Genomic DNA, 19,898 nt, shown 5'->3' with positions numbered 1-19,898 from the left:
ACTACTGTCCACACCCGGCCACGTTGCAACGACCAATTGAAACCACCGCCCCTCACCCACCAAAGATCACCCGACCGGGCACACCCGAACCCGACGCAACCACCGTCAGCCAAGCGGCGAAGCCGCTTCCGAGCCAACGCCCGAACCCGACGGAACCACCGTCAGGCAAGCGGCGAAGCCGCTTCCGCCCTACCCCACCTTCGCAGCTTGCACCGGGGCGGGTTCTCAGCGGCCTTCTCGCGAGGACAGCCCCGACGCCGTGTACGCGTTTGGTACATCAGGAGGGGCTCCCGGAGCGAGAAGGCCGCTGAGGTTCCGCGACCCGCACCGCAAAGCAGACCGAGCCGCGTCCCACGAGCAGAACCCTCACGTAGAGAGGAGTTGGGCGCAGCGGATGAGGCCCAGATGCGAATAAGCCTGCGGGTGGTTGCCCAGCGACCGCTCGGCGATCGGGTCGTACTCCTCGGAGAGCAACCCGGTCGGCCCCGCGGTGTCGACGATCTGCTGGAACAGCTCCTCGGCCTCGGTGCGCCTGCCGATCAGCAGGTAGGCCTCGATCAGCCAGGCCGCGCAGAGGTGGAAGCCGCCCTCGTCGCCGGGCAGCCCGTCATCGCGCCGGTAGCGGTAGACGGTGGACCCGCTGCGCAGCTCGGCCTCGATCGCGGTGACCGTGGCGTGGAACCGGTCGTCGGACGGGTCGATCAGCCCGGACAGGCCGACGTGCAGCGAGGCCGCGTCCAGGTCGGAGCCCTCGTAGGCGGTGGTGAACGCCTGGACGTCCGGGTGCCAGCCGTTCTTGAGCACGTCCTCGGAGATCTGGTCGCGCAGCTCCGGCCAGCCCGGCTCGACCCGGCGGCCGTAGGCCTCGGCGAGCTTGACCGCGCGGTCCAGCGTCACCCAGCACATGACCTTGGAGTACACGTGGTGGCGGGGCTGGTCGCGCTCCTCCCAGATGCCGTGGTCGGGTTCGAACCAGCGCCGCGCGACCGCCTCGGCCATCGCGCTGACGAGCTGCCAGTCGGCGTCCCGGATGCCCCCGGTGGCCTGCGCGAGGTGCGTGATCAGCTCCACGACCGGGCCGAACACGTCGAGCTGCACCTGCTGGTCGGCGAGGTTGCCGACGCGCACCGGACGCGAACCGGCGTAGCCGGGCAGGCTGTCGATCACGGCCTCGGGGCCGAGCCCGGTGCCGTGCAGGGTGTAGAGCGGGCGCAGCCGCTCCGGGCCGGGGATGGTGTCCACGACGCGGTGCAGCCAGTCCAGGAACGCCTCGGCCTCGGCGGTGGAACCCACGGTGACCAGGGACTGCGCGGTCATCGCGCCGTCCCGCAGCCAGCAGTACCGGTAGTCCCAGTTGCGGACGCCGCCGATCTCCTCCGGCAGCGAGGTGGTCCCGGCCGCCATGATCCCGCCGGTGTCGTGGTTGACCAGGCCGCGCAGGGTCAGCGCCGAGCGCGCCACCAGCTCGGACTCCACCTCGGGCAGGGTGAGGGTCTTCATCCAGTCCGCCCAGTAGCGGCCGGCCTCGTCGCGGCGCTCCTCCTCGGTGCGGTCGGAGGCTTCGAGGTCCTCGGTGCCGCAGCGCAGCTCCAGCACGACCGGCTGACCCTCGGTCAGGTCGAGTTCGGCGCGGGCCGACTCGTGCATCCCGTCGGAGCTGATCTCCCACTGCACGCCGGGCGAGTACAGCACCATCGGCTCGGCGGTGCCGAGGATGCGCAGCCCGTTGGGTTCCGGGGTGAGCCGGACCGCGACCTGGCCGAACTCCGGCCGGGGCGCGAACTCGACCTCGGTGCGGGTGCCGCCGTCGATCACCCGGACGAGGTCGGTGCGGTGCTGCTCGGTGCCGTGCGCCAGGTAGTCGGTGACCAGCAGCCGGGACCAGCGGGTCTCCACCGTCATGGTGTTGGGCACGTAGCGCTGGCCCAGCGGCAGCGTGCTGCGCTGGGTGCCGTTGGTCCCGTACTTCGGGCGGATCGAGAAGTGGCCCGCGCTGGTGCCGCCGAGCAGGTCGGCGAACAGCGCCGCCGAGTCGGCCGCCGGGTGGCACATCCAGGTGACCTTGGCGTCCGGGGTGACCAGCGCGATGTTGCGCTCGTTGGACAGCATGGTCAGCCGCTCGATCGGCGGGGCCTGCTCGCCGTAGAGCCAGGTGCGGCGTTCCTCGGTGAGCAGCGCGAGCACGGTGGCGACGTCCTCGGTCTCGGTCACCCGGTAGGTGGCGAGGGTGTCCCCTTCGCCGACCTTGATGCCGATGTCCGGGCCGTGCAGCCGGGCGAACGCCTTCTCGTCGGTGACGTCGTCGCCGAGGAAGATCGCGGCGGTGGCGCTGACCTGGTGGCGCAGCGCGTCCAGCGCGTTGCCCTTGTCGGTCTGCACCACGGCGAGCTCCACGACGGCCTTGCCGTCGGTGACCTGGACGCCGTCCCAGCTCGCCGGTCCTTCGCGGAGCGCGGTGAGCACCTCCTCGGCGACGTCCGGTTCGGTGCGGCGCACGTGCACCGCGACGCTGGCGGGCTTGGCTTCCAGGGTGACTCCCTGCTTGCCCGCGACGATCTCCTGCACCGCGACCTGGAGCCGGGTGCGCAGCCGGGTGGCTTCGGCGTCCATCTGGTGCACGAACCCGACGTCGAATTCGGATCCGTGGCTGCCGACGAGGTAGACCTCGGCGGGCAGCCGGGACAGGGTGGCGAGGTCGCGCAGCGCCCGGCCGGAGATCACCGCGGCGGTGGTGGACGGCAGGGACGCGAGGGAGCGCAGCGCGTGCACGGACTCCGGCAGCGGTCTCGCCTGCGTCGGATCGGCCACGATGGGCGCGAGGGTGCCGTCGTAGTCGCTGGCGACCAGGAGTCGAGGTGTCCGCGCCAGCTGCACCAGGACGCGGCGCAGCTCAGCGGGCAGGGCTTCGGCGGTCAACGCCATACTCCTCTGGGGCGTGGGGTCGGTGTTGAAGATCGATCCGGATCGACGTCGCGTCACTGTCGGTGGTCGCCGCCGCCGACCCGTCGTGGCGCGCAGTGCGGTCCGGTTGTGGGGTGAACTGCCTGCTCGCACCTAGTCCGCGAGGGGTGTGCCCAATGCTTCGAGGAACGACCGCGCCCAGCGATCGACATCGTGCGTGAGCACTTGCCTACGCAATGCGCGCATCCTACGGCGTCCCTCGGCCTCGTCGATGTTCAGGGCTGCGAGCATCGCGTCCTTCACCCCGTCCAGGTTATGCGGGTTCACCAGGAACGCGCTCGTCAGCTCCGCCGCGGCGCCCGCGAACTCGCTCAGCACGAGCGCCCCGCCCAGGTCGGGGCGGCAGGCCACGTACTCCTTGCAGACCAGGTTCATCCCATCGCGTACCGGCGTGACGATCATCGCGTCGGCCGCGGCGTAGAAGGCGACGAGCTCCTTCTTGTCGACCGAGTGGTGCTGGTAGTGCACGGGTGGGTGACCGACGCGGCCGAACTCGCCGTTGATCCGGCCGACCGCGCGTTCGATGTCCTCGCGCATCTGCTTGTAGTGCTCGATGCGCTCCCGGCTGGGCGTGGCGATCTGGATCAGCTTGACGTCGTCGGCCTGGATCTGGCCCTCGTCGAGCAGTTCGTGCATCGCGCGCAGCCGCACGTCGATGCCCTTGGTGTAGTCGAGCCGGTCGACGCCGAGCATGATCCGGCTCGGGTTGCCCATCTCGGCGCGGATCTCCTTGGCGCGCTTCTGGATCTCCTTGGTGCGGGCGAGCTTGTCCATCTCGGCCGAGGCGATCGAGATGGGGAACGCGCCGACCCGCACGGTGCGGTCGCCGACCTGCACCACGCCCGGTCTGGAGCGGACCCCGACCTGCCCCCGGCTGGGTTCGAAACCGGCCAGCCGCCGGGCCAGCCACAGGAAGTTCTGCGCGCCGCCCGGCCGGTGGAAGCCCACCAGGTCGGCGCCGAGCAGCCCGCGCACGATCTCGGTCCGCCACGGCAGCTGCATGAACAGCTCGACCGGCGGGAACGGGATGTGCAGGAAGAAGCCGATCCGCAGGTCCGGGCGCAGTTCCCGCAGCATCGCGGGCACCAGCTGGAGCTGGTAGTCCTGCACCCACACGGTCGCGCCCTCGGCGCTGACCTCGGCCGCCGCCTCGGCGAACCGCCGGTTGACCCGCCGGTAGCTGTTCCACCAGCCGCGGTGGAACTCCGGCGCGACCACCACGTCGTGGTACAGCGGCCACAGCGTCGCGTTGGAGAAACCCTCGTAGTACTCGGCGAACTCCTCGGCCGACAGCGGCACCGGGTAGAGCTGCAGGTCGTCGTCGGCGAACGGCTCCACCTCGAAGTCGGCGATGCCGGGCCAGCCGACCCAGGCGCCGCGGCGGGCGCGCAGGAACGGCTCCAGCGCGGTGACCAGGCCGCCGGGGCTGTGCCGCCAGCGCTGGGTGCCGTCCTCCATGCGCTCCAGGTCGACCGGCAGCCGGTTCGCCACCACCACGAAATCAGCACGGATGGGCGAGTTGCCCTTGCTCACCGGTCAGCCTCCCGCCTGTGGCCTCCACCTGTTGCGAGGCTAGTCAACACAACCCGCGCTCGCGTGGTCCGCTTGGAGTCGATCAGCGCAGCGTTGACCACTCCTCTTTCCCCGTCCGGTCTAGTACCCAGTGCGCGCCCGGTGTAACGGGTGATGCCGGTGACGTCCGGCGACGTCGCCCTTTCGTGAGCTCGCTTCGAATCCCGGGTTCAGTCCAGGCGGCGTTCGGTGGGCCGCAGCGGTCCGGACATCCGCGGGCCCGAGATCCGCCGCTCCAGGCGGCCGAGCCCGGTCCGGAACGGCTGCGCCAGGAACTCGCCGAGCACCACGCCCGCGCCCAGGGCCAGCCCGGTCGCCACCGCGAGGAACAGCGTGCTCAGCCCGGTCGGACTGCCGAGCACCGACAGCTCGTAGAGGCCGCGGTAGGTCGCCAGCCCCGGCAGCAGCGGCGCGACGCCGGACACCGCGACCACCAGCGCCGGGATCCGCAGCCGCCGCGCCACGATGCCCCCGGCCAGCCCGACCAGGGTGGTGGCGATGGCGCTGGCCAGCACGGTGTGCACGCCGGAGAACACCGTGAGCACCGAGTGGACCGTCGCGGCCATCGCGCCGCCGACCCCGGCCAGCAGCAGCGGCGGCGGCGGGGCGTAGCTGGCCAGCGCGAAGCACACCGACGTGGAGGCCCCGGCCAGCAGTTGCAGCGGCACGTAGATCACCGGGGTGCTGACCGCCGCGCGGCCGATGTCCTGCACGTCCAGGCCGCCGCCGAAGTCGTCGACGCCGGCCAGCCGCAACCCGACGTAGAGCGCGAAGACCACGCCCGCGATCAACCCCGCCGACATCAGCGCCAGTTCGGTGATCCGCCCGGCCGCCGTGACGTTGTAGCCGGTGATCGCGTCCTGCATCGAACCGACCACCGTCATCCCGGACAGCAGCACGATGATGCCCGCGGCCACCGCCAGGGCCGGGTCCGCCAGGAAACCCACCGCGTAGGCGGCCAGCGCCACGCTGGTGGCCACCGCGCCGCCGACCGCCTGCTGGAAGAAGAACGGCAGCGAGCGCCGGTTCAGCACCCGCCCGATCCGGTCCACCAGCGCGGTCGCCGCGGCGGCGACCAGCGGCAGCTCCCAGGACGCGTTGCTGCCCGCCAGCAGCACCGACAGCGACGCCGCCATGCCCGCCCAGGCCACCGTGGCCACCCAGCGCGGGAAGGGGTGCGCGGCGGTGGTGATCTTGTCCAGCTCGGCGTAGGCGTCGGAGGCGCTGAGCTCGCCCGCGGTGATCCGGCGGACCAGGTCTTCGGCGTCGGCCAGCCGGGTGTAGTCGATGGAGCGGTTCCGGACGACCCGCAGCGAGGTGATCGGCGGCAGGTCGGTGCCCCGGTAGCAGGAGACGGTGATCGACGTGTAGATCACGTCGACCTCGCAGTGCGGGAGCCCGTAGGCGTTGACCACGCCGATGATCGTGGCGGTCACGTCCGACGCGCCCGCCCCGCTGGCCATCTGCACCTCACCGATGCGCAGCCCGAGGTCGAGCACGAGGTGGACCGTGGACTCGTCGGGCAGGGCTGGGCCGTACACGGCGCTGCGCGAGCCCGGCGGCTCGGTCACGTCCGGTTCGCGACGTCGAAGCACACCGCGAGCGCGGTGCGAGATTCCCACTGCTTGCCTCCCCCGTTGCCGACCCCCCTTTCGGGCGGGCCCGGACGCATGATCTTCCCCTCGGGCATCGGACGTCATGGCTCGACCGTTGCACGCCGGGCGTATGGCGTCCATCACTGCGGGCGTGTTGTCGCGCACCCGGTGATTCGTGCAGGTCATCGCCGGTTCCCCGCGGACCGCCGAGGAGCGCGCCGGACGGTGCGGCGGGGGTGCTCCCAGCACCGCCGCGCCGGACCTCCGGCGGGAGTGCTTACGATGTCCCCGCACCCGCGGCGCGGGTGCGCGCCGCTGTAGCTCAGCCGGTAGAGCGCCCGCCTTGTAAGCGGATGGTCAGGGGTTCGAGTCCCCTCAGCGGCTCCACGCCCGAACGCGACAACGCCCGCCGCACCTCGGTGCAGGCGCGGCGGGCGTTGCGGGCGCGGTCAGCGCAGCCAGTCCTCGTCGCTGAAGTCCTCGTCCTCCTCCTCGGCGGGCCGTGCTCGGCCGTCCGCGGGCGGGTCCGGTCGCCGCATCGCCTCGAACTGCTCCTCGCCGGTGCGCGCCAGTTCCTCGCGCTCGGCTTCGGACAGCTTCGAGTACTCCTCGGCCCCCCGTTGGACCAGCGGGTCCAGCGCCGCGGCGAACTGCGGGGACGTGAGGGTGTCGCGCAGGCCCTTCTCGCCCGCGAGGACGTCGTCGACCATCGACCTGAAGTGCGGGTCGTCGACCTTGCCGCGGAGCAGCCGCAGGGAGTTCCGGAGGTGCTGCGACAGGGCCGCGTCGCCCCGGGCGACGTCGAGCACGGGTTCCTCGTCCTTGGCGTTCACGGTGTCATGCTCCGGGGTGGTCGTAGGTGGTGCCGGGCAGGGCGTGCTCGTCGATGTCGCGCAGCGCCGTCGCGTAACCCGCGACGATGCCGACGAAGCCCTGGCAGAGGTTCCACGCGAGGGTGTGGGCCTGCACCGCCTGGCCCCAGACGCCCATGGCCTTGGTCAGGGTGGCGGCGAAGGCCGCGCCCGACAGGATCGGGCCGACGACGGTCCAACTGCTGGCGGCTGCGGCGGCCAGCTCCAGGCCCATGGCGATCAGCAGGTCGAGCAGCATCTCCAGCAGCCCCTTCAGGGAGTTGGCCGTCTCGTACATCCCGGTGGCCATGTCCTTGAACTGCTGGCTCAGATCGCGCAGCGTCTCCTCCTGCGCCTTGATCGCCTCGCTCAGCTTCGCGAAGTAATCGGAGGCACCGTCAGCGGCGTTGCCCTGCCAGTCCTGCGCCGCGGCTTCCATCGCGCCCTTGGTCCCGAGCGCGAATTCGACGTTGAACTCGGCGAGGTTCTCCAGCGCCACCCCGGCTTTCTGGACGACCTCCCAATCACCGGCGAACTGCTCGGCGACCCACACCCACGGATTGACCCCGCACACCATGTCGGCGGCTTGGCCGACCCAGTACGAGAGGCTGATGTACTGGCTGGCGCCGAGGACGTTCTCGACCAGGTCCGGGATCGGATCGGACGGGGTCGGCTCCACGAGGACGGAAGCGGGGGATCGGCTCATGGCGGTGGCCTTCCTGCTCAGTCGTAGCTGCGGTCGAGGCGTTCTGCCTGCTCGCGGTCGGTCCGCTCGTAGAACTTCGCGGTCCTGCCGACCTCCTCGGCGGCTCCCCGCTGCACCTCGGCGAGCTTCCGGTAGTTCTCGGTGAGCATCGTCCGCGCCTCTTCCGCCGCCTCCACCGCGGTGGCGAACATCCGGCCCTCGGAATAGCCGAAGCTGATCCACTCGTCGACGTACGCCTTCGCCTGTTCGGCGTCGCCGGTCATTCCTTGGAGCTTCTCGCCGAATTCGCCGATGCTCGCGGGATCGGCTTTGAATTCCCCCACGTCTTCCCTTTCCCGTTTCCGCGCGCCGCCCGTGCCCGGGCGCGCGGCGAACGCCCGCCGATGCGGGCGGCCGCCGGGGTACGGTCCTACCATGCCAGTGACACCATGTCCCCCGTTCGGGGGTAATCGTCATGCCTGAGCCCGGGCGACCGGAGGTGCGCATCCCGGCGGCGCTGGCCGGGTCGCCGGGCGGGTTGCCCGCGCGGTGCGTCCGGCACGGTGCGCAGCGGGCGCGGTCGGTCGACTTCGCGCTGCAGTCGAAGGTCGAGGTCCAGGGCTCCCGCCTGCTCAGCGGCAACCTCCTCGGCGCGGCGGGCCGGATCGGTGAGCGGGCCCGGGCGGTGCGCGTGACGCAGGTGCGGGGCTGGCCGCTGTGCCGGGCGTGCGCCCGCCGCCGGGCGTTGCTGTTCGGCGCATCCCTGGTCGCCTTCTGGGGCGGGGCGGTGCTGCTCGTCGGGGCGTTGGTGGGGCGTTGGGTCACCGGTCAGCCGAGCGGGGTCCTCGGCGCCGCCCTGGTGCTCGGGTTCTTCGCGATGCTCGCCGCCGCGGTGCCGTTCGCGCTGGGCTCGCTGCCGCGCGTGACCCGCGCCCGCACCTCGGCGGACGGCTCCGAGGTCGTCATCTCCGACCCGCACCCGGCGTTCGTCGCGGCGCTGGCGGGCTCGCCGTAGCGCGCGCCCGGCCGCTGCGTCAGATCCGCGGGGTGGGGATGACCGGGCCGGAGCCGCTGGGACGCGGCGGGCCGTGCTCGATGTAGTCCGCGGCGAACTTCATGCCGTCCCGGTACGCCTCGACCCTGGCGCGGCCGATCTCGACCTCGATCTGCTCGGGGTGCAGGTCCTCGGCCAACTGGCGCACCTCTTCCAGGCGCTGCTCGATCCGCTCGTCCATGTCGCTGTCGTCCTCTCCTGCCTGCCGCCGGCGCCTCCGCCCCGCAGATCTTGCCGAAGACGGCGGGGCGGTGAAAGGCGGGGCGCGGGCCCGGTCGCATCAACCCGACGGACCCCGGGTACGCGATGGGTCGGGAGGTGGGGACATGCAGGACGTGCGCAACGGACCGTCGGTGCGCGGACGCACCGGGGACGCGGAACTCAAGCACCGCAAGCGCGTGTACGCGGCGCTGATGGTGCTGCACCTGGCCGGGTTCGTGGCGGCCGGGCTGCTGGGGGCGGCCGGGTTGCTGCCCGGGATGTGGTGGCTGGCGATCGCGCTGGTGGTGGTGACCGGCCTGCTGCCGTGGGTGGCGGTGGTCATCGCCAACGACCGGGAGCCGCGCGGCGGGCGCTGGGAGCGCAGGCACGGCACGCCCCGCTCCCGCCCGCACGCGGCCCCGGGCTGACCGGGCCCGGACCACAGCACCACCCGAACGAGCACATCCGTCCTGGTGAGGGGCACCTTCGTCCGACATACCCGGACGAAGGTGCCCCTCACTCACAACCCGTCCGGGTGAGAACAGCAGCGCGCCCCGTCCGGGTCGAGCCGCTGCCCGTCCGGGTGAAGATGAACCAGGTGAGGGGCACCCTTGCCCAAGTAACTGGGACAAGGGTGCCCCTCACTCACACCTCGTTCGGGTGATGGGCGACGCGAGGTCCCGCCGCTGCGCGGGCGTGCCGGTTCAGCCGGGGGCGAGCAGGCCGAAGTGGGCGCCGAAGGGGTCGCGCGCGACGGCCATGGGCCGGTCCGGGGGCGCGGCGGTGATGCCGCCGCCGAGCTCGACGACCCGGGCGGTGGCGCGCGGCAGGTCGTCGACGGCGAAGTAGTCCAGCCAGTGCGCCGGTACCTCCGGCGCCCAGCTGTCGTCCAGGCGCAGCATCCCGCCGACGCCCCGGCCGCCCAGCAGCCACTCGGTGTAGTCGACGGGCCCGGGGTGCACCGTCGAGGCCCAGCCGAACACACGCCCGTAGAAGGCCCGCGCCTTGTCCGGGTCGCGGGTGGCGAGCTCGTGCCAGACCGGGGCGCCCGGCTCGGCGACGAGTCCGGTGCCCGATCCGCCGGTCGGTTCCCGCAGCGCCAGCACCGCCCCGGTCGGATCCACCAGCACCGCCACCCGGCCCTGGCCGGGCACGTCCCTCGGCGACATCAGGACCTCGCCGCCCGCGGCGCGGACGTCCTCGGTGGCGGACCCGACGTCGGTGACGGCGAAGTAGGTGGTCCAGAACGGGGGCACGCCCGGTTCGAACTGCGGGCCGAGCCCGGCCACGGGCGTGCCGCGCAGGGTGCAGATCCGGTAGCCGCCCGCCGCCGGGCCCCCGCTGCGCACCTCCCAGCCGAACAGCCCGGAGTAGAACGCGGCCGACGCGGCGGTGTCGGGACTGGTCACATCGGTCCACGCCGGGGTGCCCGGCGGGTGCGCGCTGATCTCCACGGTGCGCCTCCCCGGCGAATGGTCTCGGCACCATTCTTGGCGGGAGAGCATCCCGGGGCATCCGATCTCCGGTGGCGATTTGTGCTCATCCGGTGGACTTTTCACACCAACGAGTGAAATCTCGCTTTCGGTTCCCCACGACCGAAGGAGATCAGCGTGTCCGTACGCAGCACCCTCTCCGGAGCCGCCGCGCTCGTCCTCGCGGCGCTCGCCTTCACCGCTCCCGCGCAGGCCGCTCCCGCGCCGCAGGAGGCCCCCGCCCCGCCCGCCGACGCGGTGCAGCCCTTCATCATCGACGGCCGGGAGGTGGACAGCGCCCCGTGGGCCGCCCGGCTGTTCATCGACGGCCAGGAGAACTGCTCGGCCAGCATCATCGCCCCGGAGTGGGTGCTGACCGCGGAGCACTGCGTGGCCGGGGGCGAGGTGAGCTTCAACGTCGGTGACGTCGACCAGACCCAGGGCGAGCACGTCACGCAGGTGCCCGGCGGCGTGCACACCCACCCCTCCGCCGACCTGGCGCTGGTGAACATCGACCGCGCGGTCGACACCGAGTACGCGCCGCTGGGCTCGGTCGGCGACGTCGCGGTCGGCGACACCGTGCAGACCTACGGCTGGGGCGCGACCTGCACCGACCGGCCGGAGATCCAGTGCCAGTCGCAGATCCTCAAGGTCGCCGACGTGCAGGTCACCGACATCGGGTGCAGCGACTACCGGGGCGGCACCGCGGTCTGCGCGAGCCGGGGCGACGGCATCCCGGCCGGCGGTGACTCGGGCGGCCCGATGTTCTCCGGCGGCGTCCAGGTCGGGGTCGCCTCGACGAGCGACCGCGCCACCCGAACCGCCTACACCAACATCACCGAGTACCGCGATTGGATCTCCTCGCTCGCGGGCGTGTGAGTCCTCGGCAGGCGGCCCGCCCGGTTCTCCGGGCGGGCCGTTCGCGCTTCACCGGAAAATGAACGGATCTCTTTTTCCAACGATTCGCCAACGATGTTGACGAACAGGCGTCGCCGCAGGTCAGCGCGCGCGGAAATCAAGATCGAGGGTCTCGTTAGCACCGCCGCGCAGCACGCGGCAACGTTCGTGTAGTGCTTCTCACGTGTTGAATCGCATTGTGCCTGGTAGTCGTGGCGGGAAACGGTCGCATGTCTGACGAGTTACTGATGTTCTGTTAAGTTGGCGAAGCATGACCGGCGATAAACCGAGCCATCAGATCAACAGTCGGAATGGTGCCGGCGGTTCTGCCGGAGGGTTGGAGATCGACACTCCGGTCGTCGCGGACGGCCCCGCGCTGTACCGGATCACACGCGATTCGGCAGTGCTGGATGTGAACTCGTCCTACGCGTACCTCCTGTGGTGCCGCGATTTCGCGCACACCTCAGCGGTGGCTCGCACCGACGGCGGTGTGGTGGGCTTCGTGACCGGGTACCTCCGGCCGGATGCGCCCGACACCCTGGTGGTCTGGCAGATCGCCGTCGATGCTTCCCAGCGCGGTGGTGGCGTCGCGGGCAAGCTGCTCGACGCCCTGGTGGACCGGGTGCTCGACCGCGGCGTGCGCTACCTGGAGACGACCATCACCCCCGACAACGAGCCCTCGATCAAGCTGTTCACCGCCTTCGCGCGCAGGCAGGGCGCCGACGTCGAGCGCAGCGAGCTGTTCGCGGCGGAGCTGTTCCCCGACGCGCACCTCGGCGAGGACCTCTACCGCATCGGGCCGTTCGCGCCGAACTAGGTCCGTTACCGGACCGTGATCGGCCGGGACGTTTGGCCGGCCACGCGGGTGGGAAAAGACCATTGTGATTGCCCGCCCCCGCGTCGGGGCGCGGCACAAGGGGAGGATTTGGCGTGAACGACATCTTCGCGACCCTGGAATCGGAAGTCCGCAGCTACAGCCGCACCTGGCCGGCCGTGTTCGACCGTGCCCAGGGCAGCCACCTCTACGGCGAGGACGGCACCCCGTACCTCGACTTCTTCGCGGGTGCCGGGGCCCTCAACTACGGGCACAACAACCCGCTGCTCAAACGCAAACTCCTGGAGTACATCGAACGGGACGGCGTGGTCCACGGCCTCGACCAGGCCACCGTGGCCAAGGCCGAGTTCCTCTCCACCTTCCACGAGAACGTGCTCGCCCCGCGCGGGCTGAACTACAAGGTGCAGTTCCCCGGGCCGACCGGCACCAACTCGGTGGAGTCGGCGCTGAAGCTGGTGCGCAAGATCACCGGCAAGGAATCGGTCATCAGCTTCACCAACGCCTTCCACGGCATGACGCTCGGGTCGCTGTCGGTGACCGGCAACTCGATGAAGCGCGGCGGCGCGGGCATCCCGCTGGTGCACGCCACCCCCATGCCGTACGACAACTACTTCGACGGCCAGTACCCGGACTTCCTGTACTTCGAGCGCCTGCTGGAGGACAGCGGCAGCGGCCTCAACGAGCCCGCCGCGGTCATCGTCGAGACGCTCCAGGGCGAGGGCGGGATCAACTCCTCGCGTCCGGAGTGGCTGCGCGCCCTCTACGAGCTGTGCCAGAGCCACGGCATCCTGATGATCGTCGACGACGTGCAGATGGGCTGCGGCCGGACCGGGCCGTTCTTCTCCTTCGAGGAGGCGGGCATCCAGCCGGACATCGTGTGCCTGTCCAAGTCGATCGGCGGGTACGGGATGCCGCTGGCCACCACGCTGATCAAGCCGGAGCTCGACGTCTGGGAGCCCGGCGAGCACAACGGCACCTTCCGGGGCAACAACCCCGCCTTCGTCACCGCTTCGGAGGCGTTCCGCCAGTACTGGAGCGATGACAAGCTGGAGAAGTCCACCATCGCCAAGGGCGAGCGAGTCGGGCAGGTGCTGCAGGAGATCGTCGACACCCACGGCGGTGCGGTGGCCAAGGGCCGCGGACTCGCCCGCGGGCTCGGCTTCGAGGACACCAACGTCGCGGGCAAGGTCTCCAAGGCCGCGTTCGACCGGAAGCTCCTGATGGAGACCTCCGGGCCTGACAGCGAGGTCCTCAAGATCATGCCGCCGCTGACCGTCTCCGACGAGGAGCTGGAGCAGGGGCTGCGGATCGTGCGGGAGTCGGTGCAGGAGGTGCTGGCCTGACCGGCCGGTTCCCGGAGCACTGATGGGCGGCCGAGGAGCCGCCGGAGAACTACTAGGAGGACATTGTGTTCGTTCGCCACCTCACCGACATCGAGGACTCCGACGCGGACATCAAGACGGAGAACTGGCGGAGCAAGCGGATCGTGCTGGCCAAGGACAAGCTCGGCTTCTCGGTCCACGAGACCACGCTCTACGCCGGCACGGTGAACGACTTCTGGTACGCCAACCACATCGAAGCCGTCTTCATCGTGGAAGGCGAGGGCGAGGTGGAGAACAAGGCCACCGGCGAGGTGCACCAGCTCGCCCCGGGTTCGATCTACGTCCTCAACGACAGCGACAAGCACCAGGTCCGGCCGCGGACCCAGATGCGCACGGTGTGCGTGTTCAACCCGCCGGTCACCGGCCGGGAGGTGCACGACGAGCACGGCGTGTACCCGCTGATCATCGAGACCGACGAGCCGGCCGCCAACTGAAGCGGCGCTTATGACCGTGGCGTGGCGGGTAATCCCCCGGTGGGGTTGCCCGCCACGTGCATGGCAGGTCTTCCCCCGGTCGCGCAGCCGGGGGAATTGGGCCACCCGAACGAGGAACCGAGAAATGGCGGCGGTGCTGCGGGCACCAGTCGCTCCGGCGGGAATTCGACAAGGAGGCGCAAACCATGACCGTCGCCGATGTGAGCACTCAGGATCGGTACCCGACCCGAGTGAGCGCCGAATCGGCCATGCTCGACCGCACCGACCCGGTGGTCTGGCCGGGCGTCGATTCCGGACCGGCGACCAGCGCGGAGCTGGCCTCGCACGACGCGAAGGGCTTCCACATCGTCGAGGGGCTGCTGTCCCCGGCCGAGGTCCAGGCGTACTGGCAGGAGCTCGAACGGCTGACCACCGACGACTCGGTCCGCGCCGACGAGCGCACCGTGATCGAGGCGAAGTCCAACGAGGTCCGCTCGATCTTCGAGGTGCACCTGCTCAGCGAGCTGGTGCACGAACTGGTCCGCGATCCGCGGGTGCTGGACCGCGCGCGGCAGTTGCTCGGGTCCGACGTGTACGTCCACCAGAGCCGGATCAACTACATGCCCGGCTACCGGGGGACCGGTTTCTACTGGCACTCGGACTTCGAGACCTGGCACGCCGAGGACGGGCTGCCGGGCCCGCGCGCGGTGAGCCTGTCGGTCGCGCTGACCGACAACTACCCGTTCAACGGCGGCCTGATGCTGATGCCGGGCGCGCACCGGACGTTCGTCTCCTGCATCGGTGAGACGCCCGACGACAACTACAAGTCGTCGCTGAAGGAGCAGAAGATCGGCGTCCCGACCGAGGACGACATCACCAAGCTCGCCTACGAGCACGGGATCGAGCAGTTCACCGGGCCCGCCGGTTCGGCGCTGTGGTTCGACTCGAACTCGATGCACGGTTCGGGCAACAACATCACGCCGTACCCGCGGTCGAACATCTTCATCGTGTTCAACAGCGTGGACAACGCCCCGGTGGAGCCGTTCGCCGCGAGCGGCCGACGCCCGGGCTTCGTCGCGGCCCGCACGGCAGACCCGGTGCGCCGCTGACCGGACCCAGGTGAGGGGCACCCTTGTCCAAGTTACTGGGGCAAGGGTGCCCCTCACTCACGTCCCGAACGGGTGCGGGGAATGGAGTGAGGGGCACCCTGTACCACGTCACTTGGTACAGGGTGCCCCTCACTCAGTTCAGCTGGTGGGAAGGGGCGGGTCAGTCGCGGGCGAGGACCTGGGGCGCGGCCTGCTTGAGGCGGGTCGTGATCCACCGGGCCTGGGTGCGGGTCTCGGCGTGCGCGGCCGACACCAGCCCGAGCAACTCCTGGTCGCCGATCGCTTGGGCCGCCTGCCCGGCGAGCACCCAGTGCAGGCTGACGTCCTGCGCCCGCAGGTGCAGCTCGCGCAGGTCGGCCAGCAGCTCCGCACCGGGCCCGCCCCACCGGGGCGCCCCCGCGCCGGGGAGCACCCGGTCCGGGTGCGCGGGCGGTGGCTCGCCGAGCCGGGTGGCCTGGTCGCGCAGGTGCCGGGCGTGCTCGTCGCACTGCCCCGCCAGCGTCCGGCACGGGTGGTGGGTGCCCGCGTCGTCGGCGTGGCGCCCGGCGACCTCGCGCAACGCCGCGGCCAGCTCGGCCTCGGCGTCGTGCAACTGGCCGAGCAGCGCGGCGACCTGGCCCCTCACGGCTGCTCCACCTTGCTGACGCGGACGGCGGCGACCTTGTAGAGCGGCTGCTTGGACACCGGGTCCCACTCGGTGCGGGTGAGTTCGTTGGCGGCCCGCTCGTGCCCGCCGTCCTGGTCGAAGTAGCCGTAGTGGAACGGGGCGAACACCACTCCCGGCCGGTGGCCGCGCAGCCGGGCCGGTGCCTCGATGCAGCCCCGCCGCGACGCCACCCGGACCCGGTCGCCCTCGGCGATGGCGAGCCGGGCGGCGTCGTCGGGGTGCAGCTCCACCCACATCGTCGGGGCGGCGTCCTGGAGCGGGGCGACCCGGGCGGTCTTGGTGCGGGTGTGCCAGTGGTGGACGTGGCGGCCGGTGGTCAACCGGAGCGGGTAGTCCTCGTCCACCTGCTCGTGCGGCGGGTGGTGGTGCGCCGCCTTGAGCACCGCGCGCCCCGCCGGGTCGTGCGCGGCGTACTCGTCCCGTTCGTGCTGGGCGCCGGTGAGCAGGTCGTGCCCGTAGTCCTCGCACTCGTCGACGCCGGTGGGGAAGCGGTGGTCGGCGTAGAGGCGGGTGGTGCCCTCGGGCGCGTCGTCGGTGCACGGCCACTGGATGCCGCGATGCTCCCGCAACGCCCGGTAGTCCAGGGCGGACTGGTCGCAGGGCCGGCCCCGGGTGAGCTCGGTGAACTCGCGCCAGGCGTCCTCGGGACCTCCCCAGTCGATCAGCGCGGCGCCGTCCCGGTCGGTGAGCCCCATCCGGTCGGCGTAGTCCAGCAGCGCGGCGAAGTCGCTGCGCGCCTGCCCGGGGGGTTCGATCGCCTGCTCGGACAGGTGGACGGTGCGGTCGGCGTTGGTGAAGCAGCCGGTCTTCTCACCCCAGAGCGCGGCGGGCAGCACCACGTCGGCCAGTTCGGTGGTCTCGGTGGGGAAGGCGTCGGAGACCACCAGGAACAGGCCGTCCCGAGCGCAGATCGACCGGATGCGCCGCAGTTCGGGCAGGGACACCGCCGGGTTGGTCCCGGTGATCCAGAGGAACCGGATCGTGCCCTGCTCGCAGTGCCGGAAGATCTCCAGGGCGTGCGTCGGCGGGCCCCAGTGCGGGATCCGCGGCACCTCGACGTTCCAGACCTCGGCCAACCGCCGCACGTGCGCGTCGTTCTGCCAGTTGAGGTAGGCGGGCAGCGTCCCGTCCGCCCCGGTTTCGCGGGTGTTCTCGGCGGTGGGCTGGCCGTTCATCTGGAACACCGACGCGCCCGGCCGGCCGATCATGCCGCGCACCAGGTTGATGTTGTTCACCTGCACGGCCGCCGCGGTGGCCTGGTGCGATTGGTAGACGCCCTGCAGCACCGTGGACACCAGCCGCTCGCAGTCCCCGATGATCCGGGCGGCCCGCCGGATCGACTCGGCGGGCACGTCGCACAGTTCGGCGGCCCGTTCCGGCGGGTAGTCGGCGACGACCTCGGCCAGCGCGTCGAACCCGGTGGTGTGCGCGGCGAGGAAGTCGCGGTCGATCCGGTCGTGGGCGATGAGTTCGTGCAGCAGCGCGTTGAGCACCGCCACGTTGGTGCCGGGCCGCACCGCGAGGTGCACGTCGGCTTCGCGGGCGGTGGGCGTGCGGCGGGGGTCGATGACCACCAGCCCCGGCCGGTCGGGGCCGTGCAGCCGGTCGAGCATCCTGCTCCACAGCACCGTCTGGGTCTCGGCGACGTTGTGCCCGACCAGCAGCAGCGCGTCGCACTCGTCGATGTCGGTGTAGGAGCCGGGATCGCCGTCGCTGCCGAAGCTCTCCACCAGCGCCCACTCGGCGGTCGCCGTGCACAACCGGGTGTTGCCGTCGAGGTGCGGCGTGCCGATCCCGCCGCGGACGATCTTGGCCTGCGCGTAGTACTCCTCGGCGAAGAGCTGGCCGCTGGTGTAGAACCCCATCGCCAGCGGTCCGTGCTCGGCCAGCACCTGCTGGGAGCGCCGCACCACGGCGTCCATCGCGGTGTCCCAGTCGGTCGGCCGCAACTCCCCGTCGACGCGGACCAGCGGGCGGGTCAGCCGGTCCGCGGAGTGGGTGGCCTGCCAGCCGAACAGGCCCTTGGGACCGAGCCGCCCCCGGTTGACCCGGTCCTCGGCGCGCCCGCGGACGCCCACCATGCGGCCGTCGGCCACGGCGATGTCCACGCCGCACCCGTTGGAGCACAGCACGCAGGCCGACGGCACCCACCGCTGCACGTCCTCGCAGGGCACGGTGAGGTGCTCGTCGACGCGCTCGGGCCAACTGCCGCCCGGGCCGAACGGGGTGCGCGACCCCCACACGTCAGCGATTCGATCGGCCACCGCACAGCTCCTCTCCGCTCCGCCGCCGGGGTACCGACGTGGTAGTCGGTTCAAACGTGCGTGCGGTCAGAGGGCGCGGAGCCCGGCGAGGACCCGGCGCAGGAGTTCGGGATCGCGGGCCGGTTCCGGCTCGACGCGGGGGAGCAGGCGGGTGGGTTCGTCGGCCAAGGCGTCGGCGAGGTCGCCCCGGATCGTGACCCGGCGCGGCGGTCGGGGCGCCGGAGGTGCGGGGCGGCACCGGTCGAGGAGCTGGCCGACGGTGGTGGCGCCCGGTCCCGCGCGGCCGTGCCGCCCGCAGCGGGCGTGGCGGGCGAGGCACCTGCCGAGGGCGACCAGTTCGACGACGGCCAGGTCGACGGCGGCCAGGGCGGCGAGGACCCAGCCGAGGGCGGTCACCGCGCGGTCCGCGTCGCGAGCCGGTGCGCCTCGGCGTCGCAGGCCGGGCAGGTCCGCCACAACCACGCCAGGACCGAGTCGTCGGCCCGGATCTCGTTGCCGCACAACGACGTCACCACCTCGCCGTGCCGTCGCGCCGCGATGGCGCTCGCATGCCGCTCGCCCGCCCCCGGCACCCACAGGAACGGATGCGGCCGGAACGGCGGCGGAGGCGCGGGTGGAAAACCCGCGTTCTCGCAAGAACTCATGGAACCTCCTCGGTGAGATCACTTGATCTGCGAGTAAAGGTATAAGTTGCATTGCGACTTAAATAGTCGCCTGAACGGGTCAACTGCGAGAGCGCGCCCAGCGGTGAGGAGACTGACCGGGCTGCGATGAGCGGAAGGACGGTGTGGCGGATGACCAGACCAGCGCGGAGCCCGAAGGTCGTTCGGGTCCAGCTCGGACGTGAACTGCGAGCGCTGCGGGAGGTGGCGGGCCTGTCGCGCGAAGAACTCGCCGAGCGGTTCGGGTGGCACGCGAGCAAGGTCAGCCGCATCGAGCAGGGCCACGCGACCGTCGCAGCGGACGAACTCACCAACCTGCTGGCGCTGTTCGGGCCGCCCGAGGACGCGGTCGAGCGGATTCGCCGACTCGGCCAGGAAGCCCGCAAGCGCGGCACCTACGGCAAGGTGCCGGACTGGGCGCGGGGATACATCGGCATGGAAGCCGACGCCGACCGGCTGCGGATCTACGAAGCAGAGCTCGTGCACGGCCTGCTGCAAACCGAGAGCTACGCGAAAGCCGTGCTCTCCACCTCGGTCGTTGTGGCGCCTGCGGACATCGATCGTTCCGTGCAGAACCGGATGCAGCGCGCTGAGCTTCTGACGCGAGAGAACGCCTTGGAGGCGCATTTCGTACTCGGCGAGGCCGCGCTGCATCGGGAAGTCGGTGGCAGGGCGGTCCTGTTGGACCAGCTCCACCACCTCAGAAAGATCGCGGCCCTTCCGAACGTGACCTTCCAGGTGCTCACTTTCGCTGCTGGTGAGCATGCTTCGCTCGGGACCGGCTTCACGTTGCTCGACCTTTTCGACATCGGAGCGACGTACGTGTACCTCGAAGACCTGACCAGCTCGGACTTCTGGGACAAGCGCTCCCACACAGATGTGTACGAAATGGTTTTCTCGCGGTTGTGCGCTTCGGCTCTGGGAGAGCGTGAGACACTCGCCGTGCTGGACAAGGCGATTGCTCGACTGTCGTGAGTGGTGAGGAATGATGAGCCAAGGCTTGGCAGGCGCGTCGTGGCGGAAGAGCAGCCGCAGCAGTGGTGGCGCGAGCAACTGCGTCGAGGTCGGCTTCTCCGGTGAGGTCGTCGGGGTCCGCGACACCAAGGACCGCGCGGCCGGGTACTTCACCACGACGGGAGCGCAGTGGTCGCGGTTCCTCGCGGCGATCAAGACCGGCCGCTACGAGAGCTGAGCTCCCGTTCCGGCCCGCTCACCCGTTCGGGATGTAGGTGAGGGGCACCCTTGTCCAAGTTACTTGGGCAAGGGTGCCCCTCACTC

Annotated in this window: 21 protein-coding genes and 1 tRNA gene; 10 read left to right on the top strand and 12 right to left on the bottom strand. The window is 71.1% G+C overall.

Annotated features, from left to right (window positions below):
* Positions 1-366 precede the first annotated feature (366 nt).
* From otsB to ABD976_RS28735, 3 genes are all read right to left on the bottom strand, one after another.
* Entirely contained in the window at positions 367-2,922 is a 2,556-nt protein-coding gene (gene otsB / locus ABD976_RS28745) for a trehalose-phosphatase (RefSeq protein WP_345368217.1), read from the bottom strand.
* A gap of 132 nt (positions 2,923-3,054) precedes the next feature.
* Entirely contained in the window at positions 3,055-4,494 is a 1,440-nt protein-coding gene (locus ABD976_RS28740) for an alpha,alpha-trehalose-phosphate synthase (UDP-forming) (protein ID WP_345368216.1), read from the bottom strand.
* Positions 4,495-4,703: 209 nt separating this feature from the next.
* Positions 4,704-6,155 (bottom strand): threonine/serine exporter family protein, encoded by a 1,452-nt coding sequence (locus ABD976_RS28735; RefSeq protein WP_369775720.1) that lies wholly within the window; start codon positions 6,153-6,155, stop codon positions 4,704-4,706.
* Between the two features lie 284 nt (positions 6,156-6,439).
* Between ABD976_RS28735 and ABD976_RS28730 the strand changes: the two genes are divergently transcribed.
* Positions 6,440-6,515: transfer RNA gene (locus tag ABD976_RS28730), tRNA-Thr, on the top strand.
* 62 nt (positions 6,516-6,577) lie between these two features.
* Here the strand turns inward: ABD976_RS28730 and ABD976_RS28725 are convergent.
* Genes ABD976_RS28725 through ABD976_RS28715 form a run of 3 tightly spaced genes read right to left on the bottom strand, consistent with a single transcriptional unit; the run spans position 6,578 to position 8,008 of the window.
* Positions 6,578-6,961, bottom strand: coding sequence for a hypothetical protein (locus tag ABD976_RS28725; RefSeq protein ID WP_345368214.1), 384 nt, complete (start codon positions 6,959-6,961; stop codon positions 6,578-6,580).
* A 4-nt stretch (positions 6,962-6,965) separates the two neighbouring features.
* The gene (locus ABD976_RS28720) at positions 6,966-7,685 is read right to left on the bottom strand and encodes a hypothetical protein (protein WP_345368213.1); all 720 of its coding nucleotides are present in this window, start codon (positions 7,683-7,685) and stop codon (positions 6,966-6,968) included.
* Positions 7,686-7,702: 17 nt separating this feature from the next.
* The gene (locus ABD976_RS28715; protein ID WP_345368212.1) at positions 7,703-8,008 is read right to left on the bottom strand and encodes a type VII secretion target; all 306 of its coding nucleotides are present in this window, start codon (positions 8,006-8,008) and stop codon (positions 7,703-7,705) included.
* Positions 8,009-8,139: 131 nt separating this feature from the next.
* Between ABD976_RS28715 and ABD976_RS28710 the strand changes: the two genes are divergently transcribed.
* The gene (locus tag ABD976_RS28710; protein WP_345368211.1) at positions 8,140-8,679 is read left to right on the top strand and encodes a hypothetical protein; all 540 of its coding nucleotides are present in this window, start codon (positions 8,140-8,142) and stop codon (positions 8,677-8,679) included.
* Positions 8,680-8,698: 19 nt separating this feature from the next.
* On the opposite strand, the gene ABD976_RS28705 is transcribed toward ABD976_RS28710, so the two are convergent.
* Entirely contained in the window at positions 8,699-8,899 is a 201-nt protein-coding gene (locus ABD976_RS28705; RefSeq protein WP_345368210.1) for a hypothetical protein, read from the bottom strand.
* Positions 8,900-9,044: 145 nt separating this feature from the next.
* On the opposite strand from ABD976_RS28705, the gene ABD976_RS28700 reads away from it, so the two are divergent.
* A complete protein-coding gene (locus ABD976_RS28700; RefSeq protein WP_345368209.1) occupies positions 9,045-9,347 on the top strand; it encodes a DUF3099 domain-containing protein in 303 nt (100 codons plus the stop codon).
* A gap of 276 nt (positions 9,348-9,623) precedes the next feature.
* On the opposite strand, the gene ABD976_RS28695 is transcribed toward ABD976_RS28700, so the two are convergent.
* Positions 9,624-10,373 carry a VOC family protein gene (locus ABD976_RS28695; RefSeq protein WP_345368208.1) on the bottom strand — a complete coding sequence of 250 codons (750 nt, stop codon included), beginning with the start codon at positions 10,371-10,373 and terminating at the stop codon, positions 9,624-9,626.
* 156 nt (positions 10,374-10,529) lie between these two features.
* Here ABD976_RS28695 and ABD976_RS28690 point away from each other — a divergent pair, with 156 nt between their 5' ends.
* The 5 genes from ABD976_RS28690 (at position 10,530) to thpD (ending at position 15,027) form a co-directional block, all read left to right on the top strand.
* Positions 10,530-11,270: a S1 family peptidase gene (locus ABD976_RS28690; RefSeq protein WP_345368207.1), complete on the top strand. Its 741-nt coding sequence runs from the start codon at positions 10,530-10,532 to the stop codon at positions 11,268-11,270.
* A 355-nt stretch (positions 11,271-11,625) separates the two neighbouring features.
* Positions 11,626-12,105, top strand: coding sequence for a diaminobutyrate acetyltransferase (ectA, locus tag ABD976_RS28685; protein ID WP_369775648.1), 480 nt, complete (start codon positions 11,626-11,628; stop codon positions 12,103-12,105).
* Positions 12,106-12,218: 113 nt separating this feature from the next.
* Complete coding sequence (gene ectB, locus ABD976_RS28680; protein ID WP_345368205.1) at positions 12,219-13,466, top strand: diaminobutyrate--2-oxoglutarate transaminase; 1,248 nt, start codon at positions 12,219-12,221, stop codon at positions 13,464-13,466.
* 65 nt (positions 13,467-13,531) lie between these two features.
* A complete protein-coding gene (locus ABD976_RS28675) occupies positions 13,532-13,939 on the top strand; it encodes an ectoine synthase (RefSeq protein WP_345368204.1) in 408 nt (135 codons plus the stop codon).
* 185 nt (positions 13,940-14,124) lie between these two features.
* Positions 14,125-15,027 carry an ectoine hydroxylase gene (thpD, locus tag ABD976_RS28670; protein WP_345368203.1) on the top strand — a complete coding sequence of 301 codons (903 nt, stop codon included), beginning with the start codon at positions 14,125-14,127 and terminating at the stop codon, positions 15,025-15,027.
* Between the two features lie 160 nt (positions 15,028-15,187).
* Here thpD and ABD976_RS28665 read toward each other — a convergent pair whose 3' ends face one another.
* The 4 genes from ABD976_RS28665 to ABD976_RS28650 form a co-directional block, all read right to left on the bottom strand.
* Entirely contained in the window at positions 15,188-15,652 is a 465-nt protein-coding gene (locus tag ABD976_RS28665) for a hypothetical protein (RefSeq protein WP_345368202.1), read from the bottom strand.
* The gene (locus ABD976_RS28660) at positions 15,649-17,958 is read right to left on the bottom strand and encodes a molybdopterin oxidoreductase family protein (RefSeq protein ID WP_345368201.1); all 2,310 of its coding nucleotides are present in this window, start codon (positions 17,956-17,958) and stop codon (positions 15,649-15,651) included. The genes ABD976_RS28665 and ABD976_RS28660 overlap by 4 nt, the downstream gene beginning before the upstream one ends.
* Positions 17,959-18,024: 66 nt before the next feature.
* The gene (locus ABD976_RS28655) at positions 18,025-18,354 is read right to left on the bottom strand and encodes a hypothetical protein (RefSeq protein ID WP_345368200.1); all 330 of its coding nucleotides are present in this window, start codon (positions 18,352-18,354) and stop codon (positions 18,025-18,027) included.
* Positions 18,351-18,602: an HC3 family zinc finger protein gene (locus tag ABD976_RS28650; RefSeq protein WP_345368199.1), complete on the bottom strand. Its 252-nt coding sequence runs from the start codon at positions 18,600-18,602 to the stop codon at positions 18,351-18,353. The genes ABD976_RS28655 and ABD976_RS28650 overlap by 4 nt, the downstream gene beginning before the upstream one ends.
* A gap of 150 nt (positions 18,603-18,752) precedes the next feature.
* On the opposite strand from ABD976_RS28650, the gene ABD976_RS28645 reads away from it, so the two are divergent.
* Together ABD976_RS28645 and ABD976_RS28640 are read left to right on the top strand one after the other, a co-directional pair.
* Complete coding sequence (locus ABD976_RS28645) at positions 18,753-19,595, top strand: helix-turn-helix domain-containing protein (protein ID WP_345368198.1); 843 nt, start codon at positions 18,753-18,755, stop codon at positions 19,593-19,595.
* A 13-nt stretch (positions 19,596-19,608) separates the two neighbouring features.
* On the top strand, positions 19,609-19,812 hold the full coding sequence (locus ABD976_RS28640) for a DUF397 domain-containing protein (RefSeq protein WP_345368197.1): 204 nt from the start codon (positions 19,609-19,611) through the stop codon (positions 19,810-19,812).
* Positions 19,813-19,898 lie beyond the last annotated feature (86 nt).

This window comes from Saccharopolyspora cebuensis (assembly GCF_039542665.1).
Taxonomy (GTDB): domain Bacteria; phylum Actinomycetota; class Actinomycetes; order Mycobacteriales; family Pseudonocardiaceae; genus Saccharopolyspora; species Saccharopolyspora cebuensis.
This window is presented reverse-complemented; position numbering and strand designations above follow the sequence as displayed.